The following is a 20191-nucleotide window of genomic DNA, read 5'->3' as shown; positions in this document are numbered from 1 at the left end:
ACTGAGCGAGCGTGCAACGGATCAGATCCTTTCGGCATCTGCTCTGTCCTGGCCCGGAAGACCGGCACCAAAGACGCACTTTCCTTATGATTACATGTTATTTTGGGCGCGATAGTCAAGCCCCATCCGCACTGCAGCACATCATCCATGCGTCAAAAACGGCTCGCTTCATTGTATCATTGGCAATGATCAAGCAGATTTTATGTGTTTGCCGGGCCTTTGCCCTGGACCGGTCATATCTGGCAAGCCTTCCATGTCATAGTCAGGCCATCTGTTTTTCGGCCTGCCCGGCAAGGACAGGCAGGGTTGCCAGGGCGTAATAGGCGATTTCGCGTTCTTTTCCCCGTAACGATTCACGATGCAGTTTTGTTCCCTCGGGAATTTGCAATTTTCCCCGTGTGATCACGTCCTGCGAGATGATCAGCGGAACGCCATGTTCCTTGCATTTGGATTCAAGCCGCGCGGTTGTGTTGATGCTGTCGCCAATGGCGCTGATCTGTTCGCGGCGCGGCGGGCCCATTTCGCCGACAATGGCCTCGCCAACATGGATGCCCAGACCAATGCGCAGTTTGAAGGGCAATTCGGATTCAAGCTGGGTGTTCAGTTTTTCGATTCGCGCCAGCATTTCACCCGCCCCGCGAATGGCCTTGCCGATGGCGATGCGAATATTGCGATCCTCCAGGCCATACAGCGCCATCAGGCCGTCGCCGGTAAACTGGGCATAATGGCCGCCGGTTTTGTGCAGGGCTTCGGTCATTTCAGCAAAAAACTGGTTGAGGATGAACAAAACATCATAGGGCATTTTGGTTTCGCCCAATTTGGTTGAGTCGCGCAAATCGGTGAAAATCGTCACGACCTGTCTTTCGCTTCCGGTCAGGCCGCCCGGGCGCCGTCCATCACTGGCAGAGGCATTGGCAGGTAGAAGCGGGGTAATTTCCAAATCTGCCGTGGGTCGGATCTGACAGGCAAGGCGCCAGTCCTCCGGGGCGTTGATGCTGCGAAGGGCGGCACTTTCGACGGCATTGGGGACGGGCAGGTCCGCCAGGCCGGACCGGCAATATAAACGGCATGTGGTGCAGCGCCCGCGCCCCCCGCATACGGATGCAATGGGGACCTTGGCATCGCGCAGGGCTTCAAGCGCGGTGGCCCCCTGAATGATCCGCACGGCTCGGCCTCCGGGCAGTTTCAGGGCCGGGGTGGTTCGCACCCGATCCATCATTTTGCGTATCTGGCGGACGACAAACGGGCTTAAGGCAAGGGCAATGGTCACAAACAGCAGATTGTTTGCCATGCGGCTGTAAAAGGCAAAGGATTGCGCGGTGCGCCCGGCTTCCCTGATGATTTGGGCCAGATAGGGCGAGCCCCCCAGGGCCGCGCGTTCAATCACGGTGTTGGCCGCCGCCAGATAGCCCGCCAGGGCGACGGTGGGAATGACAATGGCACAAAACCCCAGCACCGACCGGATGCGGCCATAAAAGGGTTTGACCGATAGCCAGTAATGAATGCCGATGCAGCCATGTATCCAGACAACAAGCAATGCCACGGCCTGCAAAAGACCAATATCGGGGCGAAATACCGCAAGATCCACCAATACGCGTTCGTAAAAGGGCTCGACATTAAAGGCGATTTCGGCGACGCGTGTGCCCAGGATGTGTTGAAACATCAGAACCGGTATAGACAGGCCCAGGGTAATTTGCAGCCATTCCTTGGGTTTCAGGCGCAGGCTGCGCCGCCTTGCAAGCCGCCCGGTTGCCAGCAGGAAATGGGTGATCAGGGCTGTGATCAGCAGAATTTCCAGCGGCAGAAATTTCCAGACCGATGTCAGAAAATCATTCGCGCTTTCCATCAGTTCGGGCGAAATAAGTCCGAAACCGTGATTGATGAAATGCGTCAGAACATAGGCAAACAGCACCAGCCCTGCATACAGGCGCAAAGACGGAATGGAATTTGCCAGTCTGGCGATGATCGGAGGGCGGGCGGACGGGGCTTCGCGCATCACATGGCCTGTTTTGACGGTTTGAAGTCGCTACTGTATCGGGGGTTGGGGTGAAGCCAAAGATGTGAATGATCTGGAATGGATAAAAGTTACGGCGACCGGAGTATTTCCGGTCGCCGTTTGAAAAGCCGGTCAGCGATTTGCCGGTTTTATCGGGTCTGTCAGGCCGCCCTGATATGGCGTTCACCCTTTAAAAAGGCGACAATCCATCGGGCGAAACTGTTGCCATCCACCGGGTTTTTCATCGATTCTTCGGCAATTTCGGCCACATCTTCCGGGATCAGTTCACCACGGCGGGCTTGCAACAGGGCATTTTCATATTCAAACGAAAATTCGGGATGCGGCTGGATCGATGCGGCCCTGTCGCCGTAATTCAGCCCGGCATAGGGGCAAAATTCCGAACTGGCCCAAACCGATGCGGTTTCGGGCAGCTTCACAACCTGATCCTGGTGAAAGGCATTCAGTTTCATGGTTGCCGGGGCATCTTCAACCCATTTGGGGGTGTTTTGTGCCAGTTTGTATTCATGCACACCAATCCCCCAGCCTTTGTCTGATTTGACAACGGTGCCGCCCAGGGCAGCGGCCAGAATTTGATGACCAAAACAAACCCCAAAAACCGGAATGTCGGCCGCAACAATGTCACGCAACATGGCCTGGAGCCTGATCATCCAGGGCAGGTTTTCATAAACGCCGTGTTTGGAACCGGTAATGACCCAGGCATCGGCATCGCGGATGCTATCGGGGAACTGGTCGATCAAAACGGACCAGCTTTGAAATTCCAGTGACGGATCGACAGAACCGAGCATCTTTTTAAACATGACGGGATAGCTTTTGAATTCGTCCTGCATTTCGTCGGGGACAAAACCTGTTTCCAGAATGCCGATCTTCATTATCCACCTTGTAAGGCTGCGAGAGGTGCCTTTACAGGTAGGCTAGACGGATTCCAAAGACAAGATATATGCCGATTATGTGCAGGAATACCTGCCATGTTTGCAACTGGTGCGAAAATTGATTGCCGACTGCGGGCCCGTGTCACGGGCGGCTGGACAGGCGTTGGATGATCATGCCAGCCAGCATCGCGACGACAAACAGAAATGGTTCAAGTTGCAAATAGGACAGGGCGGAAATGGCGGGTCCCGGACATAACCCGGCCAACCCCCAACCGACACCAAAAATCAGACTACCGATGATCAGGGGGCGGTCGATGGTTCTTTTGGTGGGGAGGGAGATATTGCCACCTAAAAGGGCGGTATTGTGCCATTTTGCCCACCAAAAAAACGGCAGGGCGATGATCAGTCCCCCGGCCATGACAAAAATCAGACTGGGGTCCCAGCCATGTGCCGGAATGGCGGCAATATCGAGAAATCCCAGAACTTTTTCCGGGTTGATCATGCCTGACAGGGCTAAACCGGCCCCGAACAGACAACCGCATAAAAGGGCACCTAAAATACGCATGTTAAAATCCAATCAGATGGCGCATGACAAAGGTGGTTAAAAAGCCGGTTGCCATAAAGGCCAGGGTTGCAGCCAGGGACCGGGGCGAAAACCGGGCCAGCCCGCAAATGCCGTGCCCGCTGGTGCAGCCGCTGCCCAGGCTGGTGCCATAACCAACCAGCAACCCCGCCAGCAGCAAAACCGGCAAACTGGCATCAACCGTAATCGCCGGGCGATAGCCTGCCACCAGGGCGAGAATGACCGGTCCGGCAATCAGCCCGCAAATGAAGGCGATTCTTTCGGCCTTTTGTGCAGACGCGGCCCCGATAATGCCGCCAATGATGCCGCTGATCCCGGCAATGCGGCCATTGAGCAGAATATAAAGCCCGGCGGCCAGACCGATCAGGGCGCCACCTGCCAGGGCGGTGAATGGGGTGAAATTTTCCATTCCGGTTTCCTTGTAAAAGACGTTTAATCTTTATATTATGATGTAATAATTTAATTCAAGATCTTCCGGTTCAAAATTGCATGGCTGTTTTGCTGTTTGTGCCGGTTTCACCTGCCCGGCGGGCAAATGGCGGTTTTGCGCCATTTATAATGGGTATTTTGCCTATATAGCCGCGAATTTTATCCTAACCCATTGTTTGTGAACGTTTTAATCTGACTTGCCAAAATCAGAAAACAGGCAGATATAGCGTCCGGTACTAACGACATCCTGCGGGATGACTTTCCGGGATTTCATATAGATGAGTAATGATCGGCTTTTGGCCAGTCGGCGTCTTGATGTTGCGCTGGCGATGGCGGCGCGCGGTGACAATGAAGCTGCAATCGAGGTGGCGCGTGCGGCGATCGAGGCGGATGACAATTGGGATGAAGCCTATTTTGCGTTAGGTGAATTGCACGAAAAGGCTGGTCATGGCGAACAGGCGATCGAGGCTTATCGCCAGTATCTGATGCGCGATGCAACGGACCGGATGGGGGCGGAAGTCCGGTTGATGTTGTTGGGGGCGGTTGCGATGCGCGATCGTTTGCCGCCGGAATATGTCCGGGCTTTGTTTGATGATTATGCGCCGCGTTTTGAACGCGCTTTGCGTGACAGGCTGACCTATCGGGCACCAGAACTGATGTATGAGGCGGTGCGCAGCCTGATGGCGGATCTACCGCGTCCGCTTGAAGTGCTGGACCTTGGCTGTGGCACTGGGCTGGTGGCCGATGTTTTTAACGGGCAGGTGGATGTGCTTGACGGGGTGGATCTGTCGCCCCGCATGTTGAACCGCGCACGGGCCAAGGGTGTTTATCGCGATTTGCGCGAAGCCGACATTACCGCCATGCCCGATATGGCAACGGCGCATTACGGTATGGTGATTGCGGCGGATGTTTTGAACTATCTGGGGGATCTGGAAGCGGTGCTGTCCATGATCCGTTCGCGCCTGGTTGCCGGGGGTATTTTGGTGATGTCGCTGGAAGAAGGTGATGTTTTCCCGTTTGATTTGGGACCGGGCCAGCGGTTTCGCCATCACCCCGATATTATTGCCGACTGGCTGAAAAAGGCCGGACTGGAAGTTCTGTCAAACCAGCAGGGTGTTTTGCGCCAGGAAAAAGGGATGTCGGTGATGGGGCGCATTGTTGTGGCACAGGCCAGGATCACGCCAGACGGCATGATCCAGAGCCTGGGCACTGTGATGCCAATGGCCGGGGATGGGGAATTTGGTTCCGAGAATGTCGCTGTCCTGCATTAGGGCGGTGTTATGATCAATGCCGGGCCGTTCGGTATGAATGACCAGCAGGCTTAAAAAGGCGGTGGCTTCTGGCCTCGCCTTTTTTGTACGATCCCGGTTATTCGGCGGCACTTGCCTGATTTTGCCCCCGTGCCGGGCGGCGATTTGCCAAGCGCCGTGTGGTTTTGCTGGCAAGGGTGATTGCCAGGACCGTGCCGATGTAAACCACGATTTGCAGCAGGGTGGGCCTGTCCATGTACCCTACCAGGGTATGCAGGGTTTTGCCCGCCAGACTTTCCTGGCTTAACAGCCACGAGCTGTCCCACAGGACGGGACCCAGATTGACAATATCGGCCGCTGAGAGGAAATTCATCGCCTGCGCCGCCATGCCTGCGGCCAGCAGCGTGATCATGATGCTGGTGACGGAAAACAGGTAACGGGTGGGAATGCGCAACAGGCCCAAATAAAGCCCCGCCCCGACAATAACCCCGGCACCAAGGCCAATGGCACCGCCCAGCAGGGTGCTGGAAAGGCCACCATCGGCCGTTGCCAGACCATACAGGAACAAAACAATTTCCGAACCTTCGCGCAGCACGGCAACGCCGACAACAATTGCCAGCGCGGACAGGGATTTTTTGCCATCGCGCACGGCGTTGCCGGCATCGCGCATTTCCACTGCCATCTCCCGGCCATGTACCGACATCCAGGCGTTGTGCCAGCCCAGCATCAGGACAGCGACCAGCAAAATGCTGGCATTGAAAATTTCCTGCCCGTATCCGGCAAGTGCCCCGGCAATGGCCCCGGCGAAATAGGCGACCATCGTCGCACCGGCGACCCCACCGGCAATACCGGCAGCAATCCAGGCCTTGGCACCGCGTACACCATTTACGGCAGCCAGCACAATGCCGACAATCAGCGCGGCTTCGAGAACTTCACGAAAAACAATGATCAGGGCGGCAGTCATGGGATCAATCCCGGTTATGGCATCAGAAAGAAGGATGAAAGAGGCGGCAGGAGATCAGGGGCCCAGGGGCTTTGCGGGCAGATGACGTTGACCAGGCCTTTATTTGACATGGACCTTGCCTTGCGCCGTGCTGGAATGAAATTCCCCCATAAAGCTGTAAACGCCCGGCGCAAGGCCATCGAGTTTGATTTTGGCGGTCATGCCCGGCGCGATGATTTTTTCGCGGCGCAGATCATGGCTGTCAAATTCCTCGACCGCGTGATCGGCATTTTTGACCTGCAAAACGACCGGTGTATTGGCAGGAATGGTAATTTCGGCAGGGTTAAATTTGTGATCCTTGATCACCATATCGATGGTTTGGGGGGCGGCATGGGCCACGGTAGTTACGACACTACCCATCAGCATGGCAAAGACGACGGCAGGGAATTTGGACATGGTGGAACCTGAAGGTACTTGCGAAGGGAAGATGCAAGAGGGCTGGACAGCCAATAGAATAACGCAATTGCAACTGACTTGCGATTGCGTGACTCTCTTACGCCTGTTTCCCTGTCCGGGTCAAGTCATGAACGGAAAAGTGATGTGAAAACTGCCCGGAGCAAGCGGGTGACTTATTGAAAGATTTTCCGGTAACAGATCGACAAACCCGTTTAGTCGGGGGGTCTTTTAGGAACCTGTCAATGGGAAGGCGATACCATTTTATCGCGATTTGAGGGGAGGAAGTAAAATTAACTACTGGTTTTTATTTGTTATTAAAGAGCAACCAAAAGTTTCCATAATGATAAAGCGGTACCCGCAATTAAAAAGAATATTTATCTAATATAAAGAGTATTTCCCGTTTGTATCCCGTTTTAAATGAGACCTTTTAATTAACTGCACAACCTTTGGGATATGTTCTGATTATGTAAAAGACATTCGATTGATAGAGAGATTCGGATAAATACGGATATGGTTTGAGGGCTTTTGGGCGACTGATTGAGGGATGTTTTTACCAGGTCAGAAAATGTCAGATTTTGAATATCCAGTTTTTATAATGTTTGTTTATCTGAAATACCCTTCTTGAGGATGGGATTGGTGATCGGGGAAAGAGTATTGAAATTCCACAAAGAATTAAAAAAGCGATGGCGGGAGAAAGATTCTTTTCTAATTCGCAAGTATAGTATTAATTTTTGTTAATTATTGCGTATTGACTGTTTTCTGTTTTTAGTCATTTGAAAATTGCCTTGCCAACTGATGCGCGGTTCTGACTATAGATGATTAGGGTCTAAACCTAACTATAGTAAATTACATATCCTTCCGTATAGACGGGCCATCAGGGTAATAAATCATGACGAAGCTGTATTTTTCAGCCTTGGAACCGCGCGTTCTTCTCGATGCGGCGGCGGTCGCAACTGTTGCATCTGAAGTCAGCCATCATGACCAGGCAGAAACGAAACACCAGTCTGACGCGCAAAAGGATTCCGGCGCTTCGTCGGATGCTGCGTCGCAATTTGATGCCGTGATTGCCAACCTGACCCCGGAAACCGGTACCGGCCGAGTGCTGGTGGTTATCGACAGCCGTGTTGAGGGTGCGCAGGATTTTGCCGCCAGCCTGCAAGGCAAGGCGGATACCCTGATTGTGGATAGTGATGAATCTGGTGCCAAGGCCATTGCCGACGCCCTGGCTTCGGGCAATGATGTTGCCGGTTTGCACATCATCTCGCATGGGGGGGATGGTAGTTTCACCCTGGGCTCGGACCATATTGACACGGCCGCACTTGCCGGTGAGACAGGTGCGGAGATTTCAGCCTGGAGCAGTCATTTATCGGCGGGAGCCGATATTTTGCTTTATGGCTGTAATATTGCGAAAGACGAAAGCGGCAAACAGTTTGTCGATACATTTTCCCATCTGACGGGGGCTGATATTGCCGCCTCCGATGACGTCACGGGGAATGGCGAGCTTGGTGGTGACTGGGATCTGGAATATGCCACCGGCCACATTACGGCTGCCCTGCCCGCTGATTCATCCGCCCTGCATTCGATTTCGCAATTGCTGGCCGATCCGGTAGACCCTGTGACCGGCCATCAGCCGACCATCAGCGGAATGGATGGCACCCAGGCGGTTGACGGCGTTGAAGATACCGATGTGACCCTGAGCGGCATTTCGGTAAGCGATATTGACCATGATGAAAATAACGTTGGTGATACGCTAACGGTGACAATCACGGTCGAGGATGGCTCCGCCAACCCGACCGGCGCGATCAAGCTGAATGATATTTCGGGGCTGGATTCCGTTACTGGCGACAACAGCAATACAATCACCCTGACTGGTAAGCAGGATGCGATCAATGCTGCCCTGAACGACATGGTGCTGACACCATCGGAAAACTTTAACGGTTTGGCAAAGGTCAAACTGACGGTCGGTGACGGCACGACAACGGCGGTTAGTGACAGTATTGATGTTGCCTTTTCGCCGGTAAACGATGCGCCGGATCTTTCGCCATCACCGATTTCGGTGGATGAAGGCGGATCTGTGACGATTGGTCAGGATATTTTCAATCTTGTCGATCCTGAACTGGGCGTCAGTCAAACGGCCAGCCAGGAAGTTTTCCAGGTTACGTCCCTTCCGAGTGACGGGGTGCTGAAGCTGAACGGGCATAACCTGCTGGTTGGCAGTACCTTTTCGCTCAAGGATGTGATGGATGGCAAGCTGAGCTATCAGCATGACGGCACCGACATTATCGTCGGTAATAATGACAGTGATCTTTTTAAAGTTACCGTGAATGACGGGGGCGGCAGTGGCAATGTTGGCCCGTTTGATATTGCCGTTAATATCGCGCCGGTTAACCAGGCTCCGACAGTTGATGGCAGCCCGACGGTATATGAAGGACAGGGTACCGAAGCGGTTTATAATGCGCCCGGCACGGTGACACAGGCAGCCGATATCGGGTCGCTTTTAACCATTTCCGGCGGTGATGCCGATAGTTCTGATGATCTTGCAAATCTGTCCATCACCATTTCCGATGTGGATAATCAGGGCCACGGAACCCTGTTTATCGACACCGATGGCGATGGCATTTTTGATTCGTCCAAAGACCAGGTGATTACCGGGTCTGTTACCATTGCTGGTGCGGATCTTGGCAAATTGAAATTTGCCCATAACGGGACCGAACCGGACGGCAATAACCCCACCTTTAAAATTACCGTTACCGATGGCGGTGGCGGTGCCGGGGATGCGGCCAAGCTGACTGTCAGCAAGACCATCACCATTGGTGTGATCGGCAATGATGATAATCCTGAAATAGACACCAACAGCCCGCAAACCGTGGATGCCGGCGTGGTGACGGTTTTGTCCTCGGCCAATCTCAAGGTAACGGATGTTGATGACACCAGTGGCGGCAAACAGCTTGTTTACAAGATCACGGCTTTGCCGACCTATGGCGAATTGCGTCTGAATGGTGTCATTCTGGCTGTTGGCGACCGTTTTAGCCAGGACGACCTGGATCAAGGCCGGGTGACGTTTTTCCAGACAGCAAAGGTCACGGCAGCGGACCGGGTTTCCGGCGAAAACTATGTTGCCGACGGCTTTAGCTTTGAAGTCCGTGATTCACAATTGCGATCCTATAACGCCCCCGGTGCCGAAGGCGGTGTGGTGGACCCGGCAACGGGGGATATCAAGACAAACCAGTTTGATTTCCGCATTACGGGGGACTGGACGGGCGATGGCGGGCAAACTCCGGATGGCGACGTGACCATCAAGGGAACCCCGGTCAATAGCGGGCTCGAGGTGACGGAAGAAGACGGTGTGAAGGGCGGGGTGGATACCGGAACGATCACCTCGTCGATGCTGAATTACATTTTACAGGCGACCGACAGCGGCAACACCTATGATATCGCCGCAAGTGATACCCTTTACCGTCTGACCGATCTTCCGACCAATGGCAAGCTCTATCTGAACGATGTCGAACTGCATGTTTTTGATTCTTTTACCCAGGCCGATATTGATGCCAACAAGGTGGTTTTTGTCCATGACGGCAGTGAAAATCATCAAAGCAGCTTTGGGTTTTCCCTGTCGGTGGGTGTGACGGAAATCGTCAAAACGACCTTTTCCCTGCGCGCCATTGCCACCAATGATGCCCCGACGGTTTCAGGCGGGACGGCCACCGTTGCCGAAGGCGGGGCAGTGGGCCTGACCACATCGGCCCTGGGCATGAATGATGTTGATACGTCGAATGAACCGGGTGAACCGGCAGATGCCAATGATGAAGCCCAGCCCGATGATTTGTATATCCAGATCACGTCATTGCCGGAAAACGGCACGCTACAATATCGCAGCAATGGCAACTGGATTGATATTCAGACCGGCGACTGGATTTCGGCCAAGTTGTTGACGGGGGACGCCAATACGACCGGCATTCGCTATGTACAAACAGTTGAGGCGGTTTCCAGCGACAGTTTCGATTATCGCGTCCGTGATGATTTCAGGGATGACAGCAATACCGATAGTGACGATGTTCGCTCTGGCGTGAGTGACCCGGGGGCCAACCATGTTTCGGGCACGGCCAGCGTTAATCTGACCATTACATCGGTCGATAACCATGCCCCGACGATTACGGGCAACCCCAAGGCCTTTGAAGGCCAGGGCAGTGAAAACCTCTATAACGATAATACCACCAAAACCCAGGCTGCGGACATTGGCGGCCAGATCACCATTGCCGACTTTGACAGCTATGATGATGAGTCGCGTTTGACGGTATCGCTCACCAATGTTGATACCCACGGGGTCGGAACCCTGTTTCTCGATGCGGATGGCGATGGTTATTTTGGGACGGGCGACACCGAAATTACCGGTGATACCAGCGACCTGACAATTGCCGAGTTCAAGACGCTGAAATTCATCCATGACGGGGCAGAGCCCACGGATGCGACGGACCCGTCCTTTACTGTCACCGTAACCGATAGCGGGGGGGGATTCGGGACAGACAAGGCGCTTTCGACCAGCAAAAATATCGTGATCGATATTCAGGCCAACGATGATTATTCGTCGCTCGATACCAATCGCACGGCTCAAATCGATGCGGGTGAATCTTTTGTAATTGATACATCCTATCTGAGCGTGTCGGACGTCGACACCATCAATGGTGCGCAACTGGTTTACGAAGTGACCGATCTGCCCGATCACGGAGAATTGCGCCTGGATGGTGTGCGCCTGACGGTGGGCGACCGTTTCAGCCAGGACGATCTTGCGGCCGGAAAGCTGATTTATGTGCAAAATCGCGGCGTGGATGACCCCGATGCCAAGGCGGATGGCACGGCCTTTACCGCCGATAGCTTCAATTTCAAGGTGTTTGATTCCGAGCAGCGTGTCTTTAACAAGGACGGGGCTGAAGGCGGTGTGGTTGACCCGAATAATAACCACGAAATTGCGGTCAATACCTTCAATATCGAAATTCAGGGTGATTTTGCCGGGGATGGCGGCGATGCGCAGCCCAGCGAACCGGCAACTGTGGTTACGTCAACCAATAACGGAATTGATGTGACCGAAGGGGACGGTGTTATGGGCGGCAGCGATGGGGATACCCATACGCTGACCAATGGCGAGCTTTCCTATCAGTTGAAATATACCCAGGATGGATCGGAATATACGGTTCCGGCCAATGCCACGGTGTATCGCATCAGCGAACTTCCGACCAACGGCACCCTTTATCTGGATGGCAAGGCCCTGGATAGCCGTTTTGATTCCTTCACCCAGGATGACATTGACAATGGCCGGGTGGTTTTTGTCCATAATGGTGGGGAAATCCATCAGGGCAGTTTTGATTTTACCATTTCCGTTGGCACAACAAAGGTGGTTGATGGCAGTTTTGCCCTGCGGGCAACCGCAACGAACGATGCTCCGACCGCGACGGGGGGGACGCTGGGCAATGTGACCCGGGGGGCAACGGTTGGCGTGATCAAAAGCGCCTTTGGCATGGACGATGCCGATGTTGCCAATGAAAGCGGCGAGCCGGACAACAACCCCGAAGCCAGCAAGGATGACCTGTTCTTCAAGGTGACAGATCTGCCTGATGGCGGGAAACTGCAATATTATGATGGTGACAGTTCAAACTGGGTGGATGTGGATGGAACCGACTGGCTGTCGGCCGATTTGCTGACAAACAGTGGTGGTTCGACCAAGCTGCGCTATGTGAATACCGATACCGGTGCCAGCACGGACAGTTTCAAATTCATTGTCCGTGATGATTTGAAAGCGGCAGACGGAGTTAAGCAGAGCGCGTCAGACCCGGATAGCAACCATGTTTCGGCTGAAAAACAGATCAGTTGGAATCTGGTGGCGGCAGTTAATCATGCGCCGACGATTGAGGGCACGCCAAGTGTTTATGAAGGCCAGGGCACCGAGGATGTTTATAACAATCCCGGCACCAAAACCGATGCGGCCGATATTGGCGGACAAATCACGATTGCCGATGCGGATGCCAGCGACAGCGGCAATCTGACCATCGAAATTTCCAATATCAACACCCACGGCCTTGGCACCCTGTTTTTGGATGCAAACGGAGACGGACAGGTTGGTAGCGGCGAGGAAATCACGGCATCCTCCATGACCCTGACGATGGCCGAATTCAAAACCCTGAAATTCGCCCATAACGGCACGGAGCCGGACGGCACAAAGCCGGAATTTACCCTGAAAGTGACCGACAAGGGCGGTGAACCGGGGGCCGGTCATGAACTGACAACGACAAAAACCGTCCAGATTGACGTGATTGCCAATGATGACCATTCGGTGCTTGATACCAATAAACCGGCAACGGTGCAGGCTGGTGTTTCAACGGTTATCACACGCAATTTCCTGCATGTTTCCGATGTTGATGATACCAGCGACGGCACCGAAATCATTTATCGTCTGACGTCCCTGCCGACCTATGGGGAATTGCGCCTGAATGGCAATCTGATGACGGTTAACAGTACCTTCACCCAGGCCGATCTGGATGCGGGCAAGGTGACCTATGTCCAGACCAAGGCAGTGACCGATTCTGATGGTACAACGGCGGGAACGAACTTTACCGCCGACAGCTTTGATTTTCAGGTAACGGATTCCCATACCCGTGTGTTTAACAATGCCGGTCAGGCCGGTGGTGTGGTTGACCCCGCAGATGGCAGCATTGCCACCAATACCTTCCATTTGCAAATTCAGGGCAGTTATGATCCCGACACTCCGCCCAGCGGGGATCCGGTGGTGATTGATCAAAGTTCGGTCAATAGCGGTATCGAGGTATATGAAGGCGACGGCCAGCGTGGCGGGACCGACAAAGACACGGCGACCATTACCAGCGAAAATCTGTCCTACACCCTGAAAATGACCCAGGGGTCATCTACATATACCGTGCCGCCAGAAGCCACGGTTTACCGCCTGACCGTGCTGCCGACGAATGGTACGCTGTATCTCGATGGCAAGGTTTTGGGTGTGTATGATTCCTTCACCCAGGCCGATATCAATAACGGTTTGTTGCAATTCACCCATGACGGGGGTGAAATCCATCACGGTAGCTTCAATTTTTCAATCTCGATTGGTACGGGCGATCTGGCCGATAGTCGTGCCAAGGGAACATTTACCATTACCGCCATTCCGGTAAATGATGCCCCGACCGCATCGGGCGGGGCTGTTCCGACCATTGGCGAGGGTGCGACGGTGACAATCACCTCGGACACCATGAAAATGGCGGATGTGGATACGGCAAACGAATTTGACGAGCCAAAGGGCGAAGCCGTTACGGATGATTTGTATTTTCAGGTTGTTGACCTGCCCGATAACGGCACCCTGCAATACAAGGATGGTGACGGGAACTGGGTGGATGTTTCGGCAGGGGACTGGCTGTCCAAGTCGCTTCTGACCGGCGATAAAAACACATCAAAACTGCGCTACATTCACGATGGAACGGAAAATTTCACCGACAGTTTCCAGTATCGCGTGCGCGATGATCTGCATGATGCCGATGGCATCAAACAAAGTGCCGGTGAACCGGCGGCGAACAATATTTCCAATACCGCCACGGTCACATTTACCATCGCACCGCTCAATGATGCGCCGATTTCCGATGAAAATGCTGCTGCCGATACACATACAGAGGCAAATGGCCGCACCACGGTCAACGAGGTGCTGGAAGTTGCCGAAGGCGGTAGCGGCACGATCAATGACAGCTATCTTGTGTCGGTGGATCCGGACAATACGCCAGACACCCTGCAATATCGCATCACGTCAAATGTGACGTCGGGCACGCTTTATCTGAATGGCAAACGCCTGGGGGTTGGCTCTGTCTTTAGCCAGGCCGATATTGATGCGGGCCGACTGACCTATATTCATAACGGGTCGGAAGTTCGGGCCGATAATTTCAAATATATCGTTTCTGACAGTGTCAGCGACCATACCTGGACTGTGGGCGGCACCAAGGCAGCCTCGCAGTTCGATATTGTCGTTCCGGCGAACCAATATGCCAACGATATTCCCACCATCTCGCGGGCGGGTGCCGATTACGATGTCTATGGCACCAATACCTTTGATATGAACGGCAAATTCACCGTTGGTGATCCCGATCTGGTGGTCGTTGACAGTCCTGGTGAAACGGATTTCGTTTCTGTAACGGTTTTGCTGAAGGACAAGGATGACAATGCTGTCGATCTGAGCTCTTCGGGGGATTTGCGCCTTGATACGACGACCGGCATTACCGTAACCTCGGACGATGCCAGCACAGGGTCTATCACCTTTCAGGGCAAACTGGCCGACGTTCAGGCCGCCCTGGACGGGATGAAAGTCATTCTGCCCAATGGCGACCATGATACGACCTATACCGTCGATGTCAGTGTGGATGACCGTTTGCGCGATAGCAGCGGCGCGCTGACAACGGGTGCCAATGGCGCCGATAATGCAACGGTCAACCAGGATGGTTCGACCATCAATGATGCCCATAACATTGTTAAAACGTCGATCCTGTTGCGCTCTTCCCTTGAAAATACACCCCCGACGATTGATGTTCCCGATCCGGGCGATGCGCGCATTACCTATGAAGATACCACCAAAACCATGCCCGACATTCGTATTGGCGATGCCGATGCCTTTGGCAAGGATGTCAAGGTAACGCTGTCGGTTGTTCATGGCACGCTGTCATTTTCCGCCCCGGGCAAGGTGGCGATTTCGGGTAATAACAGCGACACCGTGGTTCTGACCGGCTCGGTCGATGCGATTAATGGCATCATGGACCAGCTATCCTATGCCGGGAATCAGAACTATGTCGGTGCCGATGTTCTTAGCATTGGTGTCGATGACCAGGGCAATTCGGGTGGTGATGCGCAAACGGCCAGCACGACGGTCTATATCACGGTAAAATCCGTCAACGATGCGCCGACCATTACCAATGGCACAACGGGCCGCATTGATGTTGTCAATAACGATACCTACACCTTTGGCGATGCTGACAACGGCTTTGTGATTGACGATATTGACCTTAATGGCGGTGCTGGCCAAGATGCCTTTGTCGTGACCGTGCGCATCCTTGCCCCCAATGGCAGCCCGCTTGCGCAAAGTGATTATACGACCGGCAGCCAGAACATTGTGATCAGTAGCAGTGGCAATGTGACGGTTGATGACACCTATGACGGTAATGGTTCAGCCTTGCGCATTTCGGGCACGAAGGCGGATATCAATAATTACCTCAAGGGGCTTCAGGTCAATTTCGGCGATTTCGGCGAACAGAACAAAACCTATAAGGTCCAGGTGATTGTTGATGACCGGATGCCCGGTGCAAACGGCACGCTTGAAGATACCGACATGGCCAATGGCGGGCCGAACCCTAATCAAATCCCCTATGCTTCTGCCCCCAATATCGACGCGACCGAGATTGACCCTTACGCAACCGATATCTCGGAGACCCGGTTCCAGTATAACGTTGCCGCTGTCACCCGTGATGTTTTCCTGACCGCCTATAACACCCCGGCCAAAGTCACGGGAACGGATTTCCACGTTCCTGAAAGCAACGGCGTTATCAAGGTTGATAGCGGCAATGCCAATTTGAACATCAATGATGTTGATGACCTTGGCGGTAAGATGTCTGTGACTTTGACGCTGTCAAACGGCACATTCACCAAAATCGGGTCTTATAGCGGGAATGATACATCCGGCGGCAAAACGGTTGATTTTGCCGATGACAATAAATCCATTGTCTTGACGGGCTTTACCGAAGCCGAACTGAACAGCCTGATCAAGGACATCACTGTAAAAGCCCCTGCTGCCACCGGTGACACAGGCAGCAATTCAAACTTTAACGGCGATATTACCCTGACCGTTGCGGTGAATGATGAGGGTAATTCCGGTTTGCGTCCGGGCTCTTTGACGGGTGATACGGATAATGCGACGGTTAATCCCGGCGATTACGCTTATGCCGATGGTTCGTCGGCAGAACTGATCACGACCCGCACCATCACCATTACCGTTGATCCCACCAACGATACGCCGACCATTTCAGCCGGTACCACATCGCACAGCATTACCGAAAGCGATGTTCTGGGCGAGGGAACAGAGGCAACCACGATCCTTGATAATGTCACCATTGGAGATGTGGACCTTGCAACGACAGGCGGGCTTGATGCCAATATCTTTGGTAAAGGCCAGATTGTCGTTCATCTGACCTCGGCGCAAAGTGGCGAGGTTCTGTCGGTCGCGACTATGGACGGGATCGATACGATAACGGGCGGCACAAATGGCACGGATCTTAAAATTAACCTGACGGACAGCGCGACGCTTGAACAGGTGAAAGCCATTGTCGAGGCGATCAAATATCAGTCCACTGGCGATATTGTCTCTGGTACCCGCAATATTTCGGTCAAGCTCTATGACGCCCAGGCCAGCAGTCAGCACGGCAATATCCAAAGTGGGGGCGATGCCGGGGCATCACGCAAGATGGCGACAATCACTGCCACGGTCGAGGTGACGGAACAGAACGACCCGCCCAGCATTTCCGGCACGCCCGCTGTCACGGCAAAGGAAGACATTGATTATGTTTTCAAGGTGGGTGATTTCAATTTCAGCCAGACGGGCGATGAAAGCACTCTTGATACCGAACTGAATAAAATCACGATAAAATCCCTGCCCGATAGTAACAAAGGCAGCCTGTATTATGATGCGGACGGGGATGGGACTTTTACCAAAGTTGACGATGTAAACGACCCGCTTGATGTATCAGCCGATGACATTGCGGCAGGCAAGCTGATTTATCGTTCCGAAACCAACCTGAACCAGTCCGACGCAGCAACCAGTTTTAATTATAGCGTCTGGGACAAGGGCCACGCCACCGATACCACCATTCGCGAATCGGAAACCGGCACCATGCAGATTACGGTTGATCCGCAAAATGATGCGCCGGTATTGACGGCAACCGATACCACGGCAAGCTCAACCGAAAGTTCAACCAGCGATACAGGGACGGATCCGGTTCAGATCGTTTCCGGTGTTACCCTGAGCGATATTGACCTTTCAACAACCGATGGCCTTTCGACAGCCGATGACCTTCCGAAATTTGGCAAGGGCACACTGACGGTTGAAATTATTGGCGCCTCCGCCTCGACCAAGGAATATCTCACCTTCCAGGGTACCTATACGCTGCCCGATGGCGTTACGGTTGTCGATGCTGCGGGGAATCCGATTACGCCCAGCGACACGGTGGGGGATCACAAACTGGTCTTCAGCCTGGATGCCGACACCACGGCCGCCGAAGTCCAGACCCTGATGGAAAATCTGCGCTACCATACAAATTCTGACGTCCTGAGCGGTGATCGCACGGTCAAATTTACCATTAATGATGGGAATAACGAACAGACCAACGGCAATACTGCAGGCGGCCCGTCCGCGCTTGAGGCCGTGCTGAACGCGACCGTCACCATTACCGAAGTCAACGATCCGCCGATTGGCGGGGACAAGACGGTCACAACACCCGAAGATACCGATTATATCGTCAAGGTGGCAGACTTTGATTACAGCCAGCCGGGCGACGAAACCGATACGTTCAAGGCAGTGCGGATTGACAGTCTGCCCGCATCGGGCAAGGGCACGCTGTATCTGAAAGACAGCGGCGGGACCCTGCAGGCTGTGTCGGTCAATGATGTTATTTCTGCCAGCGACATTGCGGATAAAAAGCTGGTTTTCCGTCCGGCGGAAAACGTCAATGGCGATGCGGCGACCAGCTTCACCTTTACGGTACAGGACAGCCGCGACGGGTATGCGACCTCGTCCAATACCATGACGGTGAATATCACGCCGCTCAATGACGCGCCGACTTTCAATGATACAACAGGCATTGAAACCAGTGTGGATGAAAGCACCGCAGCCAATACCGGCACCTCGCCGGTGGCGATCATCACCGGTGCCAATATCGGTGATATTGACCTGTCAACAACCGGCGGGCTTGATGGCGACATTTTTGGCGCGGGCAAAATTACGGTTTCTGTCGGTAGTGCGACCAGTACCGACCAATTGACCCTTGCGGCAGGCGACCGGCCCGACGGTGTGACGGTGACAGGGGGCAATAATGGCAATGCCCTTGTCATTACGCTGGATGCGGACACGACACGTGCACAGGTCAACGCGATTTTGAATGCGATCAAATATGCCAGCACGTCGGATACGGCTTCGGGCGAGCGGGTGATTACAACCACGCTCAGCGATGGTCACAGCTCGACAGATGGCGGTAATGCGCAGGCGGGGGGTAACGCCGGGGGGCCAAACCCGCTGTCGGTGGATCTGGTTTCCAAAATCACGATTGTCGAAAAGAATGATCCGCCTGCTTCCTCAGACAATACTGTCACCACCAAGGAAGACACGTCCTATGTCATCAAGCCAGCGGATTTCAAATATACCCAACCGGGGGGGGAAACCGATACGCTGGGCGGTGTCACCATTAACAGCATTACCGGTGCGGGGACGTTAAAACTTGATGGTACTGCCATCACGACGCCGCAATTTGTCAGCTATGCCGATATCAATGCGGGCAAACTGGTGTATGAACCTGTTGCCAATGACAACGGTGATGCAAAGGCAAAATTTACCTTTACGGTTCGTGACTCACGCGGTCTGGATGCGACATCATCAAGCGATCTGACCGTCAATGTCACCCCGCAGAACGATGCCCCTACATTCGATACCACCAAGGCGGTTACAACCTCGGTTGATGAAAGCACGGATGCCAATAAGGGTGTTCCGGCAACAGCGATCATTACCGGTGCCAGTATTGCCGATATTGACCTGTCGACCACGGAGGCGCTGACCAATGGCACCTTCGGGGCCGGGACGATCACGGTATCGATTGGCAGTGCCGATAGCAGCGAACAGCTGACGATAGACAGTTCCGCCCTGCCCACCGGTGTGACGCAGAGCGGCGGTGCCGATGGCAGCAATCTTGTCATCACGCTCGATAAAGACACCACGGTCGCCGAGGTCAACCAGATCCTGGATGCCATTCGTTACAGCACCACATCGGATACCTTTACCGGCGGCGAACGCACCATCACCACGACGCTGAGTGATGGCAATAACGTGCAGGCTGCCAAAGTGGGCAGTGGCGATGTGGATGCCGGGGGACCGAACCCGTTGACCGCAACGCTGGTCTCCAAGATCACGGTTGTTGAAAAGAACGACCCGCCGCTGGGCGCGGATCAAACGGTGACGACGCCGGAAGATACCGACTATGCCCTGAAGGTAACGGACTTCAATTACAGCCAGCCCGGCGGAGAAACCGACAGCTTCAAGGCGGTGCGGATTGATACCCTGCCAGCCAGTGGCACGCTGAAGCTGAATGGCACGGCGATCACAGCAGGCACGGTGGTTTCGGTTGCCGATATTACATCGGGCAAGCTGGTGTACAGCCCGGCGGAAAATGTCAATGGCGATGCGGTGACGGCTTTCACCTTCTCGGTGCAGGACAGCCGGGACGGGTTTGATACCACGCCGAAAACGGTGACGGTGAATATCGAGCCGCGCAATGACGCGCCCAGCTTTGGGCTTGAGCACGGTGAACAGAAATCGGTGAATGAAAGCACGGATGCCAATAAGGGTGTTCC

General features: G+C 53.9%; 8 protein-coding genes. 2 read left to right on the top strand and 6 right to left on the bottom strand.

The window, feature by feature from the left end; genetic code table 11:
• Positions 1-262: 262 nt before the first annotated feature.
• The 4 genes from TH25_RS00040 to TH25_RS00025 all read right to left on the bottom strand — a co-directional run bounded on the left by TH25_RS00040 (position 263) and on the right by TH25_RS00025 (position 3878).
• A complete protein-coding gene (locus TH25_RS00040; protein WP_114086402.1) occupies positions 263-1996 on the bottom strand; it encodes an adenylate/guanylate cyclase domain-containing protein in 1734 nt (577 codons plus the stop codon).
• Between the two features lie 161 nt (positions 1997-2157).
• Complete coding sequence (locus TH25_RS00035; protein ID WP_114086401.1) at positions 2158-2886, bottom strand: glutamine amidotransferase-related protein; 729 nt, start codon at positions 2884-2886, stop codon at positions 2158-2160.
• Between the two features lie 142 nt (positions 2887-3028).
• Positions 3029-3451: a DUF6691 family protein gene (locus tag TH25_RS00030; RefSeq protein ID WP_114086400.1), complete on the bottom strand. Its 423-nt coding sequence runs from the start codon at positions 3449-3451 to the stop codon at positions 3029-3031.
• Position 3452: 1 nt separating this feature from the next.
• The gene (locus TH25_RS00025) at positions 3453-3878 is read right to left on the bottom strand and encodes a YeeE/YedE family protein (protein WP_114086399.1); all 426 of its coding nucleotides are present in this window, start codon (positions 3876-3878) and stop codon (positions 3453-3455) included.
• 298 nt (positions 3879-4176) lie between these two features.
• Here TH25_RS00025 and TH25_RS00020 point away from each other — a divergent pair, with 298 nt between their 5' ends.
• Positions 4177-5169 carry a class I SAM-dependent DNA methyltransferase gene (locus TH25_RS00020; protein WP_114086398.1) on the top strand — a complete coding sequence of 331 codons (993 nt, stop codon included), beginning with the start codon at positions 4177-4179 and terminating at the stop codon, positions 5167-5169.
• A gap of 97 nt (positions 5170-5266) precedes the next feature.
• Here the strand turns inward: TH25_RS00020 and TH25_RS00015 are convergent, their stop codons facing one another.
• Positions 5267-6112: an FTR1 family iron permease gene (locus tag TH25_RS00015; RefSeq protein ID WP_114086397.1), complete on the bottom strand. Its 846-nt coding sequence runs from the start codon at positions 6110-6112 to the stop codon at positions 5267-5269.
• Positions 6113-6211: 99 nt separating this feature from the next.
• Positions 6212-6547, bottom strand: coding sequence for a cupredoxin domain-containing protein (locus TH25_RS00010; RefSeq protein WP_114086396.1), 336 nt, complete (start codon positions 6545-6547; stop codon positions 6212-6214).
• An 889-nt stretch (positions 6548-7436) separates the two neighbouring features.
• Between TH25_RS00010 and TH25_RS00005 the strand changes: the two genes are divergently transcribed.
• The coding region (locus TH25_RS00005) for a cadherin-like domain-containing protein (RefSeq protein WP_114086395.1) at positions 7437-20191 on the top strand (12755 nt) is incomplete at its 3' end.

Origin of the sequence: Thalassospira profundimaris (genome assembly GCF_003326755.1) — a bacterium.
Taxonomy (GTDB): Bacteria; Pseudomonadota; Alphaproteobacteria; order Rhodospirillales; family Thalassospiraceae; genus Thalassospira; species Thalassospira profundimaris_B.
Note: the sequence above shows the minus strand (reverse complement) of the source record. Positions and strands in the feature narration are given on the sequence as shown.

Excerpts from the sequence above, each read along its gene's own strand:
- TH25_RS00040 (WP_114086402.1), bottom strand. The coding sequence starts at position 1,996 with ATGCGCGAAGCCCCGTCCGCCCGCCCTCCGATCATCGCCAGACTGGCA.
- TH25_RS00035 (WP_114086401.1), bottom strand. The coding sequence starts at position 2,886 with ATGAAGATCGGCATTCTGGAAACAGGTTTTGTCCCCGACGAAATGCAG.
- TH25_RS00030 (WP_114086400.1), bottom strand. The coding sequence starts at position 3,451 with ATGCGTATTTTAGGTGCCCTTTTATGCGGTTGTCTGTTCGGGGCCGGT.
- TH25_RS00025 (WP_114086399.1), bottom strand. The coding sequence starts at position 3,878 with ATGGAAAATTTCACCCCATTCACCGCCCTGGCAGGTGGCGCCCTGATC.
- TH25_RS00020 (WP_114086398.1), top strand. The coding sequence starts at position 4,177 with ATGAGTAATGATCGGCTTTTGGCCAGTCGGCGTCTTGATGTTGCGCTG.
- TH25_RS00015 (WP_114086397.1), bottom strand. The coding sequence starts at position 6,112 with ATGACTGCCGCCCTGATCATTGTTTTTCGTGAAGTTCTCGAAGCCGCG.
- TH25_RS00010 (WP_114086396.1), bottom strand. The coding sequence starts at position 6,547 with ATGTCCAAATTCCCTGCCGTCGTCTTTGCCATGCTGATGGGTAGTGTC.